This window comes from Polaromonas sp. P2_G11 (genome assembly GCF_056403595.1).
In genome coordinates, this window is record NZ_JBFUFE010000001.1 from 1,061,945 (window position 1) to 1,079,368 (window position 17,424).

Sequence of the window (17,424 nt, forward strand, 5' to 3'; positions counted from 1 at the left end):
ACGTGTTGGTTGCGCGGGCAAGATTTGAACTTACGACCTTTGGGTTATGAGCCCAACGAGCTACCAGGCTGCTCCACCGCGCGGTATGTGTGTATTGTAGCTTACTCTGCCTTGGCCGTGTCAGCTGTAGTGTCTTCCGACACTTCAGGACGGTCCACCAGTTCAACCAGTGCCATGGGCGCGTTGTCACCAACGCGGAAGCCCATCTTCAAAATGCGGGTGTAGCCGCCGGGACGTGCCTTGTAGCGTGGACCGATCTCTGCGAACAGCTTGACGACCATATCGCGGTCGCGCAGGCGGTCAAATGCCAGGCGCTTGTTGGCCAGAGTAGGTTCTTTGCCGAGGGTGATCATGGGTTCGACCACGCGGCGCAATTCTTTGGCCTTGGGCAGGGTGGTCTTGATGACTTCGTGCTGCAGCAGCGAGTTCATCATGTTGCGCAGCATGGCGAGACGGTGCTCGCTGGTGCGGTTGAGTTTACGTAATCCGTGTCCGTGGCGCATGATGTTTCCTTTTTTAAAATCCAGACAGCCGTATCAGGTACTGCCCGTGCGAGATCCCCTTTCGGGCGGGATCTTGTGGTTCAAATTAACGCTTGTCGAGGCCGGCGGGTGGCCAGCTTTCCAGGCGCATACCAAGAGTCAGGCCGCGCGATGCAAGCACTTCCTTGATTTCGTTGAGCGATTTACGGCCCAAGTTCGGCGTCTTCAGTAGCTCATTCTCAGTGCGCTGGATCAGATCGCCGATGTAGTAAATGTTTTCCGCTTTGAGGCAGTTTGCCGAACGAACGGTAAGTTCGAGCTCATCGACAGGGCGCAGCAGGATCGGGTCGAACTGCTGCGAGCTGCGCTGAACGGGTGCGTCAAACGCGGCCAGTTCATTGCCTTCGAGCTGTGCGAACACGGCCAGCTGCTCGACCAGGATCTTGGCCGAGGCACGGACAGCATCTTCAGCCGTCACGGCGCCGTTGGTTTCGATTTCCAGCACGAGTTTGTCGAGGTCGGTGCGCTGCTCAACGCGGGCGCTTTCGACGATGTAGCTCACGCGCTTGACGGGCGAAAAAGACGCGTCGAGCACGATCCGGCCAATCGACTTTGGCGACTCATCGCCATAGCGGCGCTGGTTGCCGGGCACGTAGCCGCGGCCGTTTTCAACCTTGATCTGCATGTCGATCTTGCCGCCGTGCGACAAGTTCACGATCACGTGTTCTGGGTTGATGATTTCCACGTCGTGCGGAGTCTGGATGTCGGCGGCAGTGACTGGGCCTTCGCCGTCTTTGCGCAGGCTCAGCGTGACTTCGTCGCGGTTGTGAAGCTTGAACACCACACCCTTGAGGTTCAACAGGATGTTGACGACGTCTTCCTGCACACCGTCGATGGACGAGTACTCGTGCAGGACACCTGCGATGGTGACTTCGGTGGCGGCGTGGCCGACCATGGAAGACAACAGTACGCGGCGCAGCGCGTTGCCCAGCGTATGGCCGTAGCCACGCTCAAACGGTTCCAGAGTCACCTTGGCGCGGTTGGCGCCAAGCTGCTCAACATTAATGGTTTTTGGTTTCAACAAATTGGTCTGCATGCAGTCTTCCTCTCAATACCCTCGGTTCGTTACACCGATAAGGCCGGCGAAGCACACCCTGGCGATACGGTGCCCCGTATCGCAGGAACGAAAAATTAGCGTGAGTACAACTCGACGATCAACGATTCGTTGACGTCGGCGGCAAACTCGTCGCGATCGGGTACCTTCTTGAAGGTGCCTTCTCCCTTGTCGGCGTTCACATCGACCCAGGCGGGCAGGCCGACCTGTTTTGCAAGCTCAAGGGCTTCCGTGATGCGGGTCTGCTTCTTCGACTTGTCGCGTACGGCAATGATGTCGCCGGCCTTGACCATGTACGAAGGAATGTTGACAGATCCGCCATTGACCGTGATGGCCTTATGCGAAACCAGCTGGCGCGCTTCAGCACGGGTCGAACCGAAGCCCATGCGATACACAACGTTGTCCAGACGCGACTCAAGGATGAACAGCAGATTGGCGCCGGTATTGCCCTTGCGACGATCCGCTTCTTCAAAATACCGGCGGAACTGCTTTTCGAGCACGCCATACATGCGCTTGACTTTTTGCTTTTCGCGCAACTGCAAGCCGAAGTCGGAAGTACGGGTACCGGAGGTACGACCGTGTTGACCCGGCTTGGAGTCGAATTTGGCCTTGTCGCTGATGGCGCGGCGTGCGCTCTTCAGGAACAGGTCGGTGCCTTCACGGCGGGATAGTTTGGCCTTGGGGCCTAGGTAACGTGCCACTTGAATGTCCTTTTGTCATCTGCTGCAATGAATTGCAGGAGCCGGAGGTCGTAACCTGCGGCGGTGGGCTTGGTAAAAATGCCTGGTATCTGACGGGCTGAAACAACCCGCCGGATGCCTGGGCACGGGGAATTAAATGCGGCGGCGCTTTTGCGGGCGGCAGCCGTTGTGCGGAACCGGGGTCACGTCGGCAATCGAATTGATCCGGATGCCGAGTGCGCCCAAAGCGCGAACAGATGATTCACGACCTGGACCAGGACCCTTGATTTCGACGTCAAGATTCTTGATGCCTTGCTCAATGGCGGCACGACCTGCCACTTCGGAAGCGACCTGCGCTGCGAAAGGGGTGGATTTGCGCGAACCTTTGAAACCCTGACCACCGGAAGACGCCCAGGACAAGGCATTGCCCTGGCGATCCGTGATAGTGATGATCGTGTTATTGAAAGAAGCGTGGACGTGGGCGATACCATCGGCCACGTTCTTGCGAACTTTCTTGCGAACGCGTTGTGCGGCGTTATTGCTTGGTGATTTTGCCATGACGACCTCTCAATTATTTCTTCAAAGCTGCAGCGGCCTTGCGCGGGCCCTTGCGGGTACGGGCATTGGTCCGGGTGCGCTGGCCACGCATGGGCAGGCCGCGACGGTGGCGGAAACCACGGTAGCAACCGATGTCCATCAGGCGCTTGATGTTCATCGTGGTTTCACGACGCAGGTCACCCTCGATGGTGAACAGGGCGATCTGCTCACGGATTTTTTCCAGGTCGCCATCGGTCAGATCTTTGACCTTTTTGGCGTAAGCGATGTCACATGCTTCGCAAATTTTGCGAGCGCGCGTGCGACCGATGCCAAAGATAGCAGTCAAGCCGATTTCGGCATGTTGCTGCGGCGGAATATTGATACCAGCGATACGAGCCATGTTCGTCCTCTAAAACTCTTGAAATCAGCCTTGACGCTGTTTGTGACGCGGATCCGTGCAAATCACACGGACAACACCCTTGCGACGGATAACTTTGCAGTTACGGCAAATTTTCTTGACCGAAGCTGAAACTCTCATTTCTATTACTCCTAAACTTTCACTCTGTGCTTACTTGGCACGGAAAACAATTCGTGCGCGCGATAAATCGTAAGGCGTTAACTCAACCGTTACCTTGTCACCGGGAAGAATGCGGATGTAGTGCATACGCATTTTTCCCGAGATGTGCCCCAGTACAACATGTCCATTTTCCAGCTTCACCCTGAAAGTCGCATTGGGGAGGTTTTCTACAACCTCACCTTGCATCTGGATCACATCGTCTTTAGACATATCCCATCAAATACCCAGTTAACCGCCCAGTGACGTCTTGAAGTTCGCCTTTTTAAGCAACGACTCATACTGTTGCGACATCATGTAGTTCTGTACCTGGGCCATGAAATCCATGGTCACCACGACAATAATCATCAACGACGTACCGCCAAAATAAAACGGCACGTTGTATTTCAAAATCAGAAACTCCGGCAGCAAACACACGAATGTGATGTACACCGCACCTGCCAGCGTCAAGCGCACCAGGATTTTGTCAATGTAACGGGCCGTCTGATCACCCGGCCGAATCCCCGGAATGAACGCACCGCTCTTTTTCAGGTTGTCCGCCGTTTCACGGCTGTTGAACACCAGCGCCGTATAGAAGAAGCAGAAGAACACAATCGCGCTGGCGTACAGCATCACATAGATGGGCTGGCCCGGCGTCAGCGTGCTGGCAATGTCTTTGAGCCAGCGCATGCTTTCACCGGTACTAAACCAGCCCACAACCGTGGCAGGCAGCAAAATGATCGATGAAGCGAAAATCGGTGGGATCACGCCCGCCATGTTCAACTTCAGCGGCAAGTGCGATGACTGTCCACCGTAAACCTTGTTACCCACCTGGCGCCGCGCATAGTTCACAAGAATCTTGCGTTGCCCGCGCTCTACGAACACCACGAAATACGTCACCAGCACGACCACCGCGACGATCACGATGGCTACCAGAATACTCATGGCGCCGGTGCGAACTAATTCGAGCAAACCACCCATGGCATTCGGCAAGCCTGCCGCAATACCGGCAAAAATCAGGATCGAAATGCCGTTACCCAAACCACGCTCGGTAATCTGCTCACCCAGCCACATCAGGAACATCGTGCCGGCCGTCAGGCTGAACACTGCAGTCATGCGGAAACCAAAACCGGGTGCCAGCACCAGGCCTGGCGAGCTTTCCAGCGCCACGGCAATACCCATGGACTGGAACAGTGCCAAAGCCAGCGTGCCGTAACGCGTGTACTGCGTAATCTTGCGCCGGCCGCTTTCGCCTTCTTTTTTCATCTGCTCGAACGTCGGAACGACGTACGTCAGCAATTGCATGATGATCGAGGCCGAGATGTACGGCATGATGCCCAAGGCAAACACCGTGAATCGCGACAGGGCACCACCCGAGAACATATTGAACAGGTTCAATATGCCGCCTTGCTGGCCCTTGAAAAGCTCTTTCAGCTGGCCAGGGTCAATCCCTGGCACCGGGATGTGCGCGCCAATGCGGTACACCACCAGGGCCAGCAGCAAAAACACAAGCCTGTTGCGCAGATCACCGTACTTGCCGGTTTTCGCGATTTGAGCCGAAGTGGTTGCCACTGATTATCCAGTCAGGTATTAAGCGACAGAGCCGCCGGCGGCTTCGATCACAGCCTTGGCAGCTGCCGTGGCAGAAATGCCGTTCAGCTTGACTGCCTTGGTCAGTTCACCGGTCTTGATGATCTTGACGTTCTTGGCGAGCTGGCCCACCAGGCCGGCAGTCTTCAGAGCCAACAGATCGACTTCGGCCAGGCCGAGCTGCTCCAGCGCGCCGAGGGTGACCTCGGCGTTGAACTTCAGCAAATGCGACTTGAAGCCGCGCTTGGGCAAGCGACGCTGCATAGGCATTTGACCGCCTTCGAAGCCCACCTTGTGATAACCACCGGAGCGGGACTTCTGGCCTTTATGACCACGTCCTGCCGTTTTGCCCAGGCCAGAGCCGATGCCGCGACCAACGCGTCGTTTGGCATGTTTGGCGCCTTCGCTAGGCTTGATTCCGTTCAATTCCATGATGAGTCTCCGCTCAGACAATCTTGACCAGATAGCTGATCTTGTTGATCATGCCGCGCACTGCGGGCGTATCCTGCAATTCGCTGACGCTGTTGACGCCACGAAGGCCCAGACCGCGCACAGTAGCGCGATGCGATTCCTTGGTGCCAATCGGGCTGCGAACCAGCTGGACTTTGACTTTGGTTTCTTTGGTCATTTTCAATGCCGCCTTAGCCGAAGATCTCTTCGACCGATTTGCCACGTTTGGCCGCAATTTCAGAAGCGGTCGTGGAATTATTCAGTGCGTCCATGGTGGCGCGCACCATGTTGTAAGGGTTGCTCGAACCATGGCTCTTCGCCACGATGTCGGTGATGCCCATGACTTCGAAAACGGCGCGCATTGGACCGCCAGCAATGATGCCGGTACCCTTGGGAGCCGGCGCCATCATGACGCTGGCTGCACCGTGGTGGCCGAAAACATTGTGGTGAATGGTGCCGTTTTTCAACGAGACCTTGGTCATGTTGCGGCGCGCTTCTTCCATCGCTTTTTGCACGGCTGCCGGCACTTCTTTCGACTTGCCCTTGCCCATGCCGACGCGGCCATCGCCGTCACCCACGACGGTCAACGCGGCGAAACCGAGGATACGACCGCCCTTCACGACTTTGGTCACGCGGTTAACCGCGATCATTTTTTCCTTCAGACCATCGTCTGGAGCGTCGTTTTGCTGTTTTGCTTGAAACTTAGCCATACTTAATTCCAGTCTGCTTAGAACTGCAAACCAGCTTCGCGAGCCGCCTCAGCCAACGCTTTGACGCGGCCGTGGTACGCAAAACCGGCGCGATCAAACGCCACTTTTTCAACACCTGCTGCTTTTGCCTTTTCGGCAATGCGCTTGCCAATGGCTTGCGCAGCAGCAACGTTTCCACCTTTACCCGAAGCGCCGATTTCCTTGCGGACTTCCACTTCCGCGGTGGAAGCAGCAGCCAGGACCTTGGTGCCGTCGCCAGAAATAACGCTGGCATAGATATGCAGATTGGTGCGATTCACGGTCAAACGGGCAACACCTTGCGTAGCAATGCGAATGCGGGTCTGGCGTGAACGACGAAGGCGCTGCTCTTTTTTGGTCAACATGATGCAGCTCCTTATTTCTTCTTGGTTTCTTTGATCGTGATCTTCTCATCCACATAGCGGATGCCCTTGCCCTTGTAAGGCTCGGGAGGACGAACAGCACGAACTTCAGCGGCGATCTGGCCGACGCGCTGGCGGTCGGAACCCTTGATCACCACTTCCGTGGGAGTCGGGGTTGCAACGGTGATGCCAGCAGGCATGTCCATGATCACAGGGTGCGAATACCCCACGGTCAGGTTCAGCTTGGCGCCCTGGGCCTGGGCCTTGTAGCCCACGCCGACCAGGCTCAATTTTTTCTCGAAACCCTTGGTGACACCCGTCACCATGTTGTTCACGAGCTGGCGCATCGTGCCGCTCATGGCATTGGCTTCACGCGAATCATTGGCCGGCACAAAAGTCAGCTTGCCTGCATCGTTCTTGATGGTGACAAGCGCGTTCTGCGTCAGCGCCAGGGTGCCGAGAGCGCCCTTGACATTGATCTGGTCTGCTTTCATGGCCACGTCCACACCCTGAGGTACGGCCACTGGCATTTTTCCTACACGAGACATTTCAGTTTCTCCTCAAATGCCGCCGTTAGGCCACGTAGCAAAGCACTTCACCACCGATACCGGTAGCGCGGGCTTTACGATCCGTCATGACACCTTGCGGAGTCGTGACAATTGCCACACCAAGGCCGTTCATGACCTGGGGGATGGCACCATGGCCTTTGTAAACACGGAGGCCGGGGCGGCTGACGCGCTCAATGCGCTCAATCACGGGCTTGCCTGCGTAATACTTCAGGGCGATTTCCAGCTGGGACTTGCCTTCGTCGGTCTTGACGGAGAAGCCATCAATGTAGCCCTCATCCTTCAATACCTGCGCGATGGCAACTTTGACTTTTGACGACGGCACCAGCACGACGGCTTTTTCAACCATCTGTGCATTGCGGATGCGGGTCAACATGTCGGCAATAGGATCACTCATGCTCATTTTGTGGTTCTCCTATGCTTACCAGCTTGCCTTGGTGATACCGGGGATATCACCAGCAAAAGCCAACTCACGGATCTTGGCGCGAGCCAGACCAAATTGACGGAAAGTACCGCGTGGGCGGCCCGTGATCGCGCAGCGGTTGCGCTGGCGGGTCGGGTTCGCGTTGCGGGGCAGTTTCTGCAGCTCGAGGCGAGCCAGCTGACGCTCTTCGTCAGAACGCTTGGCGTCGTTGGACGTCGCCTTGAGTTCAGCGTATTTTTTGGCGAACTTCGCGGCGAGTTTCTCGCGCTTCAGTTCACGTTGCAGTAAAGCTTGTTTTGCCATGTCCCGCCTCAGTTCTTGAACGGAAAACGGAAGGCGGTGAGGAGTGCCTTGCACTCTTCATCGGTCTTTGCCGTTGTGGTGATGCTGATATTCAGGCCGCGCAAGGCGTCAACCTTGTCGTACTCGATCTCAGGGAAAATGATCTGCTCTTTCACGCCGATGTTGTAGTTTCCGCGGCCATCGAAGGCCCGGCCGGAAATACCACGAAAGTCACGCACACGGGGCAGGGCCACGGTAACGAAACGATCGAGGAACTCATACATCTTCACGCCGCGCAGGGTCACCATGCAGCCGATAGGCAGGTCTTCGCGGATCTTGAAACCGGCGATAGCCTTCTTGGCCTTGGTCACGACAGGCTTCTGGCCGGCAATCTTGGTCATGTCGCCGACGGCGTTGTCCATAACCTTCTTGTCAGCAACAGCCTCGCTCACGCCCATATTGAGCGTGATCTTGGTGATACGGGGAACCTGCATGGGCGAGGTGTAGCCGAATTTCTCAATCAGGCCGGGGGCGATTTTTTCGCGGTACTGAGCTTGCAGGCGAGCCTGCGAAGCGGCTTGTACAGGTGCGGTCTTTGCCATGTTATGCAACCTTGATTTCTTCGCCACTGGATTTGAAGACGCGCACTTTTTTGCCGTCTGCCAGGAGCTTGATGCCAACGCGATCCGCCTTGCCGGTAGCGGCATTGAAGATTGCCACGTTCGACTGGTGAATCGGCATGCTTTTTTCGACGATGCCGCCGGTGGTACCCTTGAGGGGGTTGGGCTTGGTGTGTTTTTTCACCAGGTTAATCCCATCCACCAGCACATAGCTGTCATCTTTGCGCAGCGAAATCTTGCCGCGCTTGCCTTTGTCGCGACCAGCGATCACGATGATCTCGTCGCCTTTACGGATTTTATTCATGGCGAGTCCTTACAGAACTTCAGGAGCCAGGGACACGATCTTCATGAACTTTTCAGTGCGCAGTTCGCGCGTCACTGGTCCGAAGATGCGGGTGCCGATTGGCTCCAGCTTGGCGTTAAGCAACACTGCTGCGTTGCCGTCGAATTTGACGAGCGAACCATCGCCACGGCGAATGCCCTTGGCGGTGCGAACGACCACAGCGCTGTAAACCTCGCCTTTTTTGACGCGGCCACGCGGAGCGGCTTCTTTGATGCTCACCTTGATGACGTCACCAACGCTGGCGTACCGGCGCTTGGAGCCGCCCAGAACCTTGATGCACATCACGGACTTGGCACCCGTGTTGTCAGCAACATCGAGCTTGGATTGCGTTTGAATCATTTAAATGTGTTCCCAACTTGCACCGGAAGGCAACCCCTTGGGATTACCAGCCAATCAGTCTTGGGCCTGTCGTCCACACCGCAAACCACTTGCAGCGCTTCCGTTAGGCAGAATTCCTCGCTTTTTTAGAGCGAAGCCTACGATTATGACCGAGCGAAAAGCCACTGTCAACCGCTTGTTGTGAAAATATCCCCACAATAAAGCGGCGGCCCCTCCAGAAGCCCGGGGGAGCCCCCGGGTACCGGCCACGCTTCGCGCTTATGCCGCGGGCGGATTTTCAGCATTAAATCCGGCCTCAGGCCAATAGGGATGAGCGCAACCAGCTATCAAAAAGAGAGCAAAAATCTGCCCGGGCATCCAATTTTGCCCGCCTCCTTCCTCCTTTGCAGGACGGCAACTGGCGGCAATTCAGGCTGGCAGGCTGAGGTATTGGCCACACAGCGTCAGGAATTCATCCAGCTGCGGATCCACGCCGTTTTCCTGCTGCAGCAGAGTGGCCACTTCCGGCGCCAGGGTTCTGGCCAGTGCCGCATCGAGAAACAGCAGACGGGAACGCCGTGCCAGTACGTCTTCAACGGTGCGGGCATATTCATGGCGGGCAGCGAAACGCACCATTGCCTCCGTCAGCCCACCGCCTAATTCGCGGCTGGCACCCGGCAGGTTTTCCATGGCGGACGCCTCGCTGCCATACAGATGAGACCCTGGCGCCTCGCTAATTTTGTGATTCGAATTGTGAGCGCCAACTAACTTCAAGTTTGTGGTGACGCCGGCCCCGCGTGTTGGCAGCAACGCCGCGCCAAAACATTTGTCCAGCACGTCTTCCGCCATCGCCCGGTAAGTGGTCCACTTCCCTCCCGTCACCGTGACCAGGCCGCTTTTGCTGACCAGCACCGTGTGCTCACGCGACAACGCCTGGGTGCTTCCGGCATCCTCATCCGGCGGCTTGACCAGGGGCCGCAACCCCACCCAAATGCTTTTAATGTCAGCCGGGCCGGGCGCGCGGCTCAGGTAGCGAGCCGATTCGCGCAGGATGAAGTCAACTTCTTCGCGGAAAGGCAGCGGCTCGCGCGCCAGGTCGTGGCGCGGCGTGTCCGTGGTCCCCAAAATGGTTTTACCCAGCCATGGCACGGCAAACAGCACCCGGCCGTCGGCCGTCTTGGGCACCAGCAGGGCGTGGTCGCCAGGCAAAAACGAGCGGTCCACCACAATATGAACACCCTGGCTGGGCGCCACCATGGGCTTGGCGTCCCGCCCTATGGCTTGCCCATCCTGGAGCCGCAGCTGGTCCACCCAAACGCCAGCCGCGTTCACCACGCAGTTCGCCCTGAGTTCAAACGTACGACCCGTTTCCTGGTCCCGCGCATGCAGGCCGACCAGCTTGCCGCCCTCATGGATCAGGCCCGTTGCCGCGCAGTAATTCACCAGCAACGCGCCCTGACGTGCCGCGGTGCGGGCCAACGCCAACGCCAGCCGCGCGTCGTCAAACTGGCCATCCCAGTACTTGACGCCGCCCTTGAGATCTTGAGCCTGCACTGTCGGCAGGCAGGCAAGGGTTTCTTGCCGGTTCAGGAATTCCGTGGCGCCCAGGCCCGCCTTGCCGGCCAGCGCGTCATACATCTTGAGCCCGATACCGTAGAACGGCGCCTCCCAGAACTTGTAGGAAGGCATGACAAAGGGCAAGGGCTGCGCCAGATGCGGCGCATTGGCCAGCAGCGTGGTGCGTTCGTGCAAGGCCTCACGCACCAGCGAGATATTGCCTTGCGCCAGGTAGCGCACGCCGCCGTGCACCAGCTTGGTGGCGCGGGACGATGTGCCCTTGGCAAAGTCGTGCGATTCGACCAGCACGACGGAAAATCCGCGGGCGGCCGCATCCAGTGCGACCCCCAGGCCGGTAGCGCCGCCGCCAATGATCGCGATGTCGTAGTGGTGCGGCTCAGCAAGCCGGGCCATTAAATCCTGGCGCCGCGTTTGCGCGGGCGCTAATTCAGTCGTCATGGGCCTTGCTTCCCGTTTTCATACAAACCCATTGGTAAAAGAGCGCCGAGCTTACCCTGCGCTTGTTGCAATAACCTCAATCCCGCAAAAAAACGGACCGTGCAGCACTTGCGCACTGCACGGCCACGCGATCAGCGTACTTTTCCGTCTTTCCAGGCCTGCAGCAACTTGTCGTAGTTGATGGTTTCGCCCTTGGGCTTTTCATTGGCCAGCTTGGCCCATGGCGCACCCTTGTCGCTCAGCCACTTGGCAGGGTCACCTTTGGGGTTGAGCTTGGGCGCGCAGTGGGCCATGCCGGCGCGCTCAAGGCGGCCCATCACCTGATCCATCTCATCGGCCAGCGTATCCATCGCACCCTGCGGGGTCTTTTCACCCGTTACGGCCTGGGCCACGTTCTTCCACCACAGCTGCGCCAGCTTGGGGTAGTCGGGTACATTGTTGCCCGTCGGCGTCCAGGCCACACGGGCCGGACTGCGGTAGAACTCAATCAGGCCACCGTAATTGGCGGCATTTTTGGTGAAGTACTCATGGTGGATGTCGCTGTCGCGGATGAAGGTCAGGCCCACCACCGACTTCTTGGCCGAAACGGTCTTGGAGGTGATGAACTGCGCGTACAGCCAGGCCGCGGCCACCTTGTTGGGGTCATGGTCCTTGAAGAAGGTCCAGCTCCCCACGTCCTGGTAGCCGTTTTGCATGCCCTGCTTCCAGTAAGGGCCATTGGGGCCAGGCGCCATGCGCCACTTCGGCGTGCCGTCGGCGTTCACCACAGGCAGTCCCTTCTTGGTCATGTCGGCGGTAAAGGCCGTGTACCAGAAGATCTGCTGGGCGATCTGCCCTTGGGCCGGCACCGGGCCGGCTTCACCAAAGGTCATGCCGCTGGCCTCTTTGGGCGCGTACTTCTTCATCCAGTCCACGTACTTGGTCAGCGCGTAGACCGCAGCAGGTGAATTGGTGGCCCCGCCACGCGCAACAGAGGCGCCCACAGGCGTGCACTTGTCGGCCGCCACGCGAATGCCCCACTCGTCCACCGGCATGCCGTTGGGGATGCCCTTGTCGGCGGTGCCGGCCATGGACAGCCAGGCGTCGGTAAAGCGCCAGCCCAGCGAGGGGTCCTTCTTGCCGTAGTCCATGTGGCCGTAAATCGGCTTGCCGTCTATGGTCTTCACGTCGTTGGTGAAGAACTCGGCGATGTCCTCATAGGCGCTCCAGTTCAGCGGCACCCCGAGGTCGTAGCCGTATTTGGCCTTGAACTTGTCCTGCAAGTCCTTGCGCGCAAACAGGTCGGCACGGAACCAGTACAGGTTGGCGAACTGCTGGTCGGGCAGCTGGTAGAGCTTGCCGTCGGGCGCCGTGGTGAAGCTGGTACCGATGAAGTCCTTGAGGTCCAGGCCCGGGTTGGTGTATTCCTTGCCCGCACCGGCCATGTAGTCGGACAGCGCCAGGATCTTGCCATAGCGGTAGTGGGTGCCGATCAGGTCGGAGTCGGAAATCCAGCCGTCGTAAATCGATTTGCCCGACTGCATGGAAGTCTGCAGCTTTTCAACCACGTCGCCTTCCTGAATGATGTCGTGCTTGACCTTGATGCCGGTGATTTCCTCAAAGGCTTTTGCCAGCGTCTTCGATTCGTATTCGTGGGTCGTGATGGTCTCGGACACGACCGAGATTTCCTTGACGCCCTTGGCCTGCAGCTTCTTGGCCGCATCGATAAACCACTTCATCTCAGCCTGCTGCTTGTCCTTGGACAACGTAGAGGGCTGGAACTCGCTGTCAATCCATTTTTTCGCCTCAGCTTCGCCTGCCCAGCCGGGGCTGGCCATGGCACATGCCGCAGCCAGGGCCAGAGCCGTATAACGCATCTTCATGATTTGTCTCCTCATTGGTTCACTCCCCGTGGTTGAAGGCTTGTTCGGCTCCGGGGAATATGAGCCGGGTTCCTTTTCTGACTTCTATCCCTTGCGCATGACGAATGCGAGCAAGGCCATTGACAACACGAAGCTGATCCAGATCGACGGATCGCCCTCCAGACCCAGCCACCCGGCCAGCTTGCCGCTGATGCCGACAAAAATCAGGTTGACGTAGGCCGCACTGAGCAGGCCGATAAAAAGCCGGTCACCACGGGTAGTTTCCAGCGGCAAAAAGCCGCGCCGCATCGTTGTCGGGGATTTCAACTCCCATACCGTCATGCCCACCAGCATCAGCACGATGCAGGTAAAGAAAATTGCCACCGGCGTGGTCCAGGCCATCCACTCAAACATCTGTCATCTCCTTACTTGGCGGCATCAGCACCGCAAGTGAATCCGTGCAAGTGCCATCGCGGAACCGGCTTTGCCGGGCCGCAGGTGGCGCCCCCTTGGGGGAAGCGCCGAAGGCGCTTCGGGGGGTCACACTCTTCCCATTGCGAAGCCTTTTGCGATGTAGTTGCGTACAAACCAGATCACGATGGCGCCCGGCACGATGGTCAGCACGCCAGCCGCTGCCAGTGTGGCCCAATCCATGCCGGATGCCGACACCGTCCGTGTCATGGTCGCGACGATGGGCTTGGCGTTGACGCTGGTCAGCGTGCGCGCCAGCAGCAGTTCGACCCAGCTGAACATGAAACAGAAGAACGCCGCCACGCCGACACCGGCCTTGATGAGCGGCAGGAAGATGCGTACAAAGAAGCGGGGGAAGGAATAGCCGTCGATGTACGCGGTTTCATCAATCTCACGCGGAATGCCGCTCATGAAACCTTCCAGGATCCACACCGCCAGCGGCACGTTGAACAACAGGTGCGCCAGGGCCACCGCGATGTGGGTATCCATCAGCCCCACCGTGGTGTAGAGCTGGAAGAAAGGCAGCAAGAACACTGCAGGTGGCGTCATGCGATTGGTCAGCAACCAGAAGAACACATGCTTGTCACCCAGGAAGCTGTAACGCGAAAACGCGTAGGCGGCCGGCAGGGCTACAGTCACCGAAATCACGGTATTGATGGCGACATAAATCAGGCTGTTGATGTAGCCCGAATACCAGGACGGGTCGGTAAAAATGGTCTTGTAGTTGTTCCAGGTGAACTCCTGGGGAAAGAACGAGAAGCTCGACAAAATCTCGGCATTCGTCTTGAAGCTCATGTTGACCATCCAGTAGATGGGCAACAGCGCGAACAAAATGTAGGCAATCAGGAACAGCGTGCGCGCCTGGAATTTCGGTGTGTTCATTCCACGCCCTCCTTCTCTTGCGTACCGACGCGCTGCATCCAGTTATAGAGGATGAAGCACAGCAGCAGGATGATCAAAAAGTAAATCAGCGAGAAAGCCGCCGCCGGGCCCAGGTCGAACTGGCCGACGGCTTTTTGCGTGAGATATTGCGAAAGGAATGTCGTGGCGTTGCCCGGCCCGCCACCCGTCAGCACAAAAGGCTCGGTGTAAATCATGAAGCTGTCCATGAAGCGCAGCAGCACGGCAATCATCAGCACGCCGCGCATCTTGGGCAGCTGGATGTAGCGGAACACAGCGAACTTGCTGGCGCCGTCGATGCGCGCGGCCTGGTAGTAGGCGTCCGGAATCGAGCGCAAGCCCGCGTAGCCCAGCAGCGCCACCAGCGGCGTCCAGTGCCAGACATCCATCATGAGCACCGTCACCCAGGCGTGCGTGGCATTGCCGGTGTAGCTGTAGTCAAAGCCCATCTTTTGCAGCATCGCGCCCAAAAGGCCAATGTCAGCCCGGCCATAGATCTGCCAGATAGTGCCCACCACGTTCCACGGAATCAGCAGTGAGAGCGAAACGAGCACCAGCACCAACGAGGCCTTCCAGCCTTGCGCCGGCATGGACAGCGCGAGTGCGATGCCCAGCGGAATTTCGACCGCCAGCACGGCCAGCGAGAACGTCAGTTGCCGCCAGAGTGCCGCATGCAGTTCTTCGTCACGCATGACGGATACAAACCACTCAGTGCCGACAAACACGCGCCGCTCGGGCGAGATGATGTCCTGCACCGAATAGTTAACCACGGTCATCAGCGGCAGAATGGCGGAGAACGCCACGCAGATGATGACGGGCAGCACCAGCAGCCAGGCCTTTTGATTAACGGGCTTAGTCGTCGTGCTCATGCATCCACCAGTTCGTCATTGAGGTACAGGCAGGTGTGTGGCCCCATCACCTGCAGCCAGACCTCCTCGCCAACTTGCGGCGCGCGGGAAGCCGGGTTCAACCGGGCCTTGATCGTGTGTTCACCGATCCGCGCCGTCAGCATCCAGTGCGTGCCGATGTCCTGCACCAGCGTGACAGTGAACGGCAGCGCCGCCGGGTCACCCGGCGCCGTCTTCACCACGTATTCAGGGCGCACACCCAGCTTGAGCTCGCCGTCGGGCATGGCACGTTCAGGCGGGAGCGCCAACGGCCGCTCCGCGACGCGTAGCGCGCCACCGACGACGGTGGCCGGCAAGAAGTTCATGCCGGGCGATCCGATGAAGTGGCCTACAAACGTATGGCGGGGGCGCTCAAACAGTGCATCGGCCGAGCCCGTCTGCACAGCGCGGCCGCGCGTCATCACCACCACCTCTTCGGCAAAGGTCAAAGCCTCCACCTGGTCGTGTGTCACATAAATCAGGGTGAGCTTCAATTCATGGTGAATCTGCTTGAGCTTGCGCCGCAGTTGCCATTTCAGGTGCGGGTCGATCACCGTGAGCGGCTCGTCAAACAGCACAGCAGACACATCGGGCCGCACAAGGCCGCGGCCCAGCGAAATTTTCTGCTTGGCATCTGCTGCAAGCCCAGCCGCGCGGTGGTTGAGCTGGCCGCTCATGTCCAGCATCTCGGCAATTTCACCAACGCGTTTTTTGATCTGGTCTTCCGGCACCTTGCGGTTGCGCAGCGGAAACGCCAGGTTTTCAGCCACAGTCATGGTGTCGTAGATCACCGGGAACTGGAACACCTGCGCAATATTGCGCTGCTGCGGCGAGGCGTGCGTCACATCTACGCCGTCAAACTTGACCGTGCCCTGCGACGGCACAAGCAAGCCCGACATGATGTTGAGCATGGTGGTCTTGCCGCAGCCTGAGGGACCAAGCAATGCATAGGCGCCGCCATCGCGAAAACTCATGGTGAGCGGGAGCAACGCGTAGTCGCTGTCCTCGCGCGGATTCGGCCGGTAAGCATGGGCCAGGTCGAGATCAATACGCGCCATAAGGCCTCCACAACACGGCAGCCGATGCAAAAAGGTGCTTCACGCAAGTCCCCCCCTGCGCTCTGGCGCCAGCAGCAAAGCGCCGGTTGCATCAAAGACATACACCTGGGCAGGGCTGAGAAACAGCGTGATGGGCGCACCCAACTCAAAGTAATGCACACCGGTCAGTTGCGCCACCAGTTCGCCCACCGCCGTGGCAACGTGGACAAAAGTGTCGGAACCCGAAATTTCAGCCAACTCGACCTTTCCCGGCAACGCCACATCACCCTCACGCTTTTGGACGCGCAGGGCGCTGCCGCGAACACCGGCCGTGAGGGTGGCCAGGTTTTGCGCCGGCGCATCGGGCAAGGCCAGCGCCAGGGTGGGCCCTGCCGCCAGCTGCAATCCCTGCGCTGCGGGCAGTGCCGCTATCAGATTCATGGGCGGATCGCTGAAGGCACGCGCAACGCGCAAGGATCGTGGCGAGTGGAAGACCTCGGCGGTCGGGCCGTACTGCAGCAGTTCACCACCGTCCATCACAGCGGTATAGCCCCCCAGCAGCAGAGCCTCGCCAGGCTCGGTGGTGGCATAGATCACGGTGGAATCGCCGGCTGCAAAAAGCTGGGTCAGCTCTTCGCGCAATTCCTCGCGCAGCTTGTAATCCAGATTGACCAGCGGTTCGTCCAGCAACATCAGGGGAGCCCCTTTGGCCAGTGCGCGTGCGAGGGCCACCCGCTGTTGCTGCCCACCCGACAGCTCGGCCGGGTAGCGGTCCAGGAACATCTCGATGTGCAGGCGTTCGGCCAGTTTGCGCACCGTCTGATCGATGTCTTTTTCCCCTCGCAGCTTCAGCGGCGAGGCGATGTTGTCCGCCACCCGCAGCGAGGGGTAGTTGATGAACTGCTGGTAGACCATGGCGACGTTCCGCTCGCGCACCGGCATGCCGGTCACATCGGCGTCGTTCACCATGACTTTCCCCTGCGTGGGGACATCCAGGCCCGCCATGATGCGCATCAGGCTGGTTTTTCCGGCCTGCGTTGCGCCCAGCAGCACCGTGACTTCGCCGCTGCGCGGCGCCAGGTTCATTTCATAAAGCCATTGTTCGGCGCCGACTTTTTTGCTGATGTGGTCCAGGGTCAGCTGCATCACGCGCCCCTTCTGAACAACCGGCCGTCCCAGGCGCGTTGCAGCGACCCAAAACGGCGGTGGGGCCTCTGTGCCAG

The 17,424-nt window shown here is 58.6% G+C and carries 25 protein-coding genes and 1 tRNA gene; all 26 read right to left on the reverse strand.

What is annotated here, in order from left to right; translation table 11 throughout:
* Positions 1–6: 6 nt before the first annotated feature.
* The 26 genes from AC1DWQ_RS05150 to AC1DWQ_RS05275 all read right to left on the reverse strand — a co-directional run bounded on the left by AC1DWQ_RS05150 (position 7) and on the right by AC1DWQ_RS05275 (position 17,347).
* Positions 7–83: transfer RNA gene (locus AC1DWQ_RS05150), tRNA-Met, on the reverse strand.
* A gap of 18 nt (positions 84–101) precedes the next feature.
* Positions 102–503 carry a 50S ribosomal protein L17 gene (gene rplQ, locus AC1DWQ_RS05155; protein ID WP_122954335.1) on the reverse strand — a complete coding sequence of 134 codons (402 nt, stop codon included), beginning with the start codon at positions 501–503 and terminating at the stop codon, positions 102–104.
* Between the two features lie 85 nt (positions 504–588).
* Complete coding sequence (locus tag AC1DWQ_RS05160) at positions 589–1,578, reverse strand: DNA-directed RNA polymerase subunit alpha (RefSeq protein WP_122954336.1); 990 nt, start codon at positions 1,576–1,578, stop codon at positions 589–591.
* Positions 1,579–1,673: 95 nt separating this feature from the next.
* Positions 1,674–2,297 (reverse strand): 30S ribosomal protein S4, encoded by a 624-nt coding sequence (gene rpsD, locus AC1DWQ_RS05165; RefSeq protein ID WP_457281392.1) that lies wholly within the window; start codon positions 2,295–2,297, stop codon positions 1,674–1,676.
* Positions 2,298–2,429: 132 nt separating this feature from the next.
* A complete protein-coding gene (gene rpsK / locus AC1DWQ_RS05170; protein WP_007869288.1) occupies positions 2,430–2,834 on the reverse strand; it encodes a 30S ribosomal protein S11 in 405 nt (134 codons plus the stop codon).
* A gap of 13 nt (positions 2,835–2,847) precedes the next feature.
* On the reverse strand, positions 2,848–3,213 hold the full coding sequence (gene rpsM, locus AC1DWQ_RS05175) for a 30S ribosomal protein S13 (RefSeq protein ID WP_074579313.1): 366 nt from the start codon (positions 3,211–3,213) through the stop codon (positions 2,848–2,850).
* Positions 3,214–3,237: 24 nt separating this feature from the next.
* On the reverse strand, positions 3,238–3,351 hold the full coding sequence (gene rpmJ / locus AC1DWQ_RS05180) for a 50S ribosomal protein L36 (protein ID WP_028820150.1): 114 nt from the start codon (positions 3,349–3,351) through the stop codon (positions 3,238–3,240).
* Between the two features lie 30 nt (positions 3,352–3,381).
* A complete protein-coding gene (gene infA / locus AC1DWQ_RS05185; protein WP_007869286.1) occupies positions 3,382–3,600 on the reverse strand; it encodes a translation initiation factor IF-1 in 219 nt (72 codons plus the stop codon).
* Positions 3,601–3,618: 18 nt separating this feature from the next.
* A complete protein-coding gene (gene secY / locus AC1DWQ_RS05190) occupies positions 3,619–4,938 on the reverse strand; it encodes a preprotein translocase subunit SecY (RefSeq protein WP_477668669.1) in 1,320 nt (439 codons plus the stop codon).
* An 18-nt stretch (positions 4,939–4,956) separates the two neighbouring features.
* Positions 4,957–5,388, reverse strand: coding sequence for a 50S ribosomal protein L15 (rplO, locus tag AC1DWQ_RS05195; RefSeq protein WP_411878481.1), 432 nt, complete (start codon positions 5,386–5,388; stop codon positions 4,957–4,959).
* 13 nt (positions 5,389–5,401) lie between these two features.
* On the reverse strand, positions 5,402–5,584 hold the full coding sequence (rpmD, locus tag AC1DWQ_RS05200) for a 50S ribosomal protein L30 (protein ID WP_122954340.1): 183 nt from the start codon (positions 5,582–5,584) through the stop codon (positions 5,402–5,404).
* A 13-nt stretch (positions 5,585–5,597) separates the two neighbouring features.
* Positions 5,598–6,116, reverse strand: a complete 519-nt coding sequence (gene rpsE / locus AC1DWQ_RS05205; RefSeq protein ID WP_457281394.1) for a 30S ribosomal protein S5 — start codon at positions 6,114–6,116, stop codon at positions 5,598–5,600.
* Positions 6,117–6,133: 17 nt separating this feature from the next.
* A complete protein-coding gene (gene rplR / locus AC1DWQ_RS05210; protein WP_457281395.1) occupies positions 6,134–6,499 on the reverse strand; it encodes a 50S ribosomal protein L18 in 366 nt (121 codons plus the stop codon).
* A gap of 11 nt (positions 6,500–6,510) precedes the next feature.
* Positions 6,511–7,044: a 50S ribosomal protein L6 gene (rplF, locus tag AC1DWQ_RS05215; RefSeq protein WP_477668670.1), complete on the reverse strand. Its 534-nt coding sequence runs from the start codon at positions 7,042–7,044 to the stop codon at positions 6,511–6,513.
* 25 nt (positions 7,045–7,069) lie between these two features.
* Entirely contained in the window at positions 7,070–7,465 is a 396-nt protein-coding gene (gene rpsH / locus AC1DWQ_RS05220; protein ID WP_371436766.1) for a 30S ribosomal protein S8, read from the reverse strand.
* 18 nt (positions 7,466–7,483) lie between these two features.
* Positions 7,484–7,789 (reverse strand): 30S ribosomal protein S14, encoded by a 306-nt coding sequence (gene rpsN, locus AC1DWQ_RS05225; protein WP_188709725.1) that lies wholly within the window; start codon positions 7,787–7,789, stop codon positions 7,484–7,486.
* A gap of 8 nt (positions 7,790–7,797) precedes the next feature.
* On the reverse strand, positions 7,798–8,370 hold the full coding sequence (gene rplE / locus AC1DWQ_RS05230) for a 50S ribosomal protein L5 (RefSeq protein ID WP_092130238.1): 573 nt from the start codon (positions 8,368–8,370) through the stop codon (positions 7,798–7,800).
* 1 nt (position 8,371) lies between these two features.
* Positions 8,372–8,692, reverse strand: a complete 321-nt coding sequence (gene rplX / locus AC1DWQ_RS05235) for a 50S ribosomal protein L24 (RefSeq protein ID WP_348045257.1) — start codon at positions 8,690–8,692, stop codon at positions 8,372–8,374.
* A gap of 9 nt (positions 8,693–8,701) precedes the next feature.
* Positions 8,702–9,070 carry a 50S ribosomal protein L14 gene (rplN, locus tag AC1DWQ_RS05240; protein WP_007869247.1) on the reverse strand — a complete coding sequence of 123 codons (369 nt, stop codon included), beginning with the start codon at positions 9,068–9,070 and terminating at the stop codon, positions 8,702–8,704.
* A 408-nt stretch (positions 9,071–9,478) separates the two neighbouring features.
* Positions 9,479–11,065 carry a glycerol-3-phosphate dehydrogenase/oxidase gene (locus AC1DWQ_RS05245; RefSeq protein ID WP_477668671.1) on the reverse strand — a complete coding sequence of 529 codons (1,587 nt, stop codon included), beginning with the start codon at positions 11,063–11,065 and terminating at the stop codon, positions 9,479–9,481.
* Between the two features lie 131 nt (positions 11,066–11,196).
* Positions 11,197–12,927 carry an ABC transporter substrate-binding protein gene (locus tag AC1DWQ_RS05250; protein ID WP_477668672.1) on the reverse strand — a complete coding sequence of 577 codons (1,731 nt, stop codon included), beginning with the start codon at positions 12,925–12,927 and terminating at the stop codon, positions 11,197–11,199.
* Positions 12,928–13,011: 84 nt separating this feature from the next.
* Positions 13,012–13,320: a DUF2160 domain-containing protein gene (locus tag AC1DWQ_RS05255; protein ID WP_477668673.1), complete on the reverse strand. Its 309-nt coding sequence runs from the start codon at positions 13,318–13,320 to the stop codon at positions 13,012–13,014.
* Positions 13,321–13,446: 126 nt separating this feature from the next.
* The gene (locus AC1DWQ_RS05260) at positions 13,447–14,259 is read right to left on the reverse strand and encodes a carbohydrate ABC transporter permease (protein ID WP_477668674.1); all 813 of its coding nucleotides are present in this window, start codon (positions 14,257–14,259) and stop codon (positions 13,447–13,449) included.
* Entirely contained in the window at positions 14,256–15,146 is an 891-nt protein-coding gene (locus tag AC1DWQ_RS05265) for a carbohydrate ABC transporter permease (protein WP_457281401.1), read from the reverse strand. Before AC1DWQ_RS05265 ends, AC1DWQ_RS05260 begins: the two co-directional genes overlap by 4 nt.
* The gene (locus tag AC1DWQ_RS05270) at positions 15,143–16,222 is read right to left on the reverse strand and encodes an ABC transporter ATP-binding protein (protein WP_457281402.1); all 1,080 of its coding nucleotides are present in this window, start codon (positions 16,220–16,222) and stop codon (positions 15,143–15,145) included. The genes AC1DWQ_RS05265 and AC1DWQ_RS05270 overlap by 4 nt, the downstream gene beginning before the upstream one ends.
* A gap of 39 nt (positions 16,223–16,261) precedes the next feature.
* Complete coding sequence (locus tag AC1DWQ_RS05275; protein ID WP_477668932.1) at positions 16,262–17,347, reverse strand: ABC transporter ATP-binding protein; 1,086 nt, start codon at positions 17,345–17,347, stop codon at positions 16,262–16,264.
* Between the last annotated feature and the right edge of the window lie 77 nt (positions 17,348–17,424).

Excerpts from the sequence above, each read along its gene's own strand:
- rplQ (WP_122954335.1), bottom strand. The coding sequence starts at position 503 with ATGCGCCACGGACACGGATTACGTAAACTCAACCGCACCAGCGAGCAC.
- AC1DWQ_RS05160 (WP_122954336.1), bottom strand. The coding sequence starts at position 1,578 with ATGCAGACCAATTTGTTGAAACCAAAAACCATTAATGTTGAGCAGCTT.
- rpsK (WP_007869288.1), bottom strand. The coding sequence starts at position 2,834 with ATGGCAAAATCACCAAGCAATAACGCCGCACAACGCGTTCGCAAGAAA.
- rpsM (WP_074579313.1), bottom strand. The coding sequence starts at position 3,213 with ATGGCTCGTATCGCTGGTATCAATATTCCGCCGCAGCAACATGCCGAA.
- rpmJ (WP_028820150.1), bottom strand. The coding sequence starts at position 3,351 with ATGAGAGTTTCAGCTTCGGTCAAGAAAATTTGCCGTAACTGCAAAGTT.
- infA (WP_007869286.1), bottom strand. The coding sequence starts at position 3,600 with ATGTCTAAAGACGATGTGATCCAGATGCAAGGTGAGGTTGTAGAAAAC.
- rplO (WP_411878481.1), bottom strand. The coding sequence starts at position 5,388 with ATGGAATTGAACGGAATCAAGCCTAGCGAAGGCGCCAAACATGCCAAA.
- rpmD (WP_122954340.1), bottom strand. The coding sequence starts at position 5,584 with ATGACCAAAGAAACCAAAGTCAAAGTCCAGCTGGTTCGCAGCCCGATT.
- rpsE (WP_457281394.1), bottom strand. The coding sequence starts at position 6,116 with ATGGCTAAGTTTCAAGCAAAACAGCAAAACGACGCTCCAGACGATGGT.
- rplR (WP_457281395.1), bottom strand. The coding sequence starts at position 6,499 with ATGTTGACCAAAAAAGAGCAGCGCCTTCGTCGTTCACGCCAGACCCGC.
- rplF (WP_477668670.1), bottom strand. The coding sequence starts at position 7,044 with ATGTCTCGTGTAGGAAAAATGCCAGTGGCCGTACCTCAGGGTGTGGAC.
- rpsH (WP_371436766.1), bottom strand. The coding sequence starts at position 7,465 with ATGAGCATGAGTGATCCTATTGCCGACATGTTGACCCGCATCCGCAAT.
- rpsN (WP_188709725.1), bottom strand. The coding sequence starts at position 7,789 with ATGGCAAAACAAGCTTTACTGCAACGTGAACTGAAGCGCGAGAAACTC.
- rplE (WP_092130238.1), bottom strand. The coding sequence starts at position 8,370 with ATGGCAAAGACCGCACCTGTACAAGCCGCTTCGCAGGCTCGCCTGCAA.
- rplX (WP_348045257.1), bottom strand. The coding sequence starts at position 8,692 with ATGAATAAAATCCGTAAAGGCGACGAGATCATCGTGATCGCTGGTCGC.
- rplN (WP_007869247.1), bottom strand. The coding sequence starts at position 9,070 with ATGATTCAAACGCAATCCAAGCTCGATGTTGCTGACAACACGGGTGCC.
- AC1DWQ_RS05245 (WP_477668671.1), bottom strand. The coding sequence starts at position 11,065 with ATGACGACTGAATTAGCGCCCGCGCAAACGCGGCGCCAGGATTTAATG.
- AC1DWQ_RS05250 (WP_477668672.1), bottom strand. The coding sequence starts at position 12,927 with ATGAAGATGCGTTATACGGCTCTGGCCCTGGCTGCGGCATGTGCCATG.
- AC1DWQ_RS05255 (WP_477668673.1), bottom strand. The coding sequence starts at position 13,320 with ATGTTTGAGTGGATGGCCTGGACCACGCCGGTGGCAATTTTCTTTACC.
- AC1DWQ_RS05260 (WP_477668674.1), bottom strand. The coding sequence starts at position 14,259 with ATGAACACACCGAAATTCCAGGCGCGCACGCTGTTCCTGATTGCCTAC.
- AC1DWQ_RS05265 (WP_457281401.1), bottom strand. The coding sequence starts at position 15,146 with ATGAGCACGACGACTAAGCCCGTTAATCAAAAGGCCTGGCTGCTGGTG.
- AC1DWQ_RS05270 (WP_457281402.1), bottom strand. The coding sequence starts at position 16,222 with ATGGCGCGTATTGATCTCGACCTGGCCCATGCTTACCGGCCGAATCCG.
- AC1DWQ_RS05275 (WP_477668932.1), bottom strand. The coding sequence starts at position 17,347 with ATGCAGCTGACCCTGGACCACATCAGCAAAAAAGTCGGCGCCGAACAA.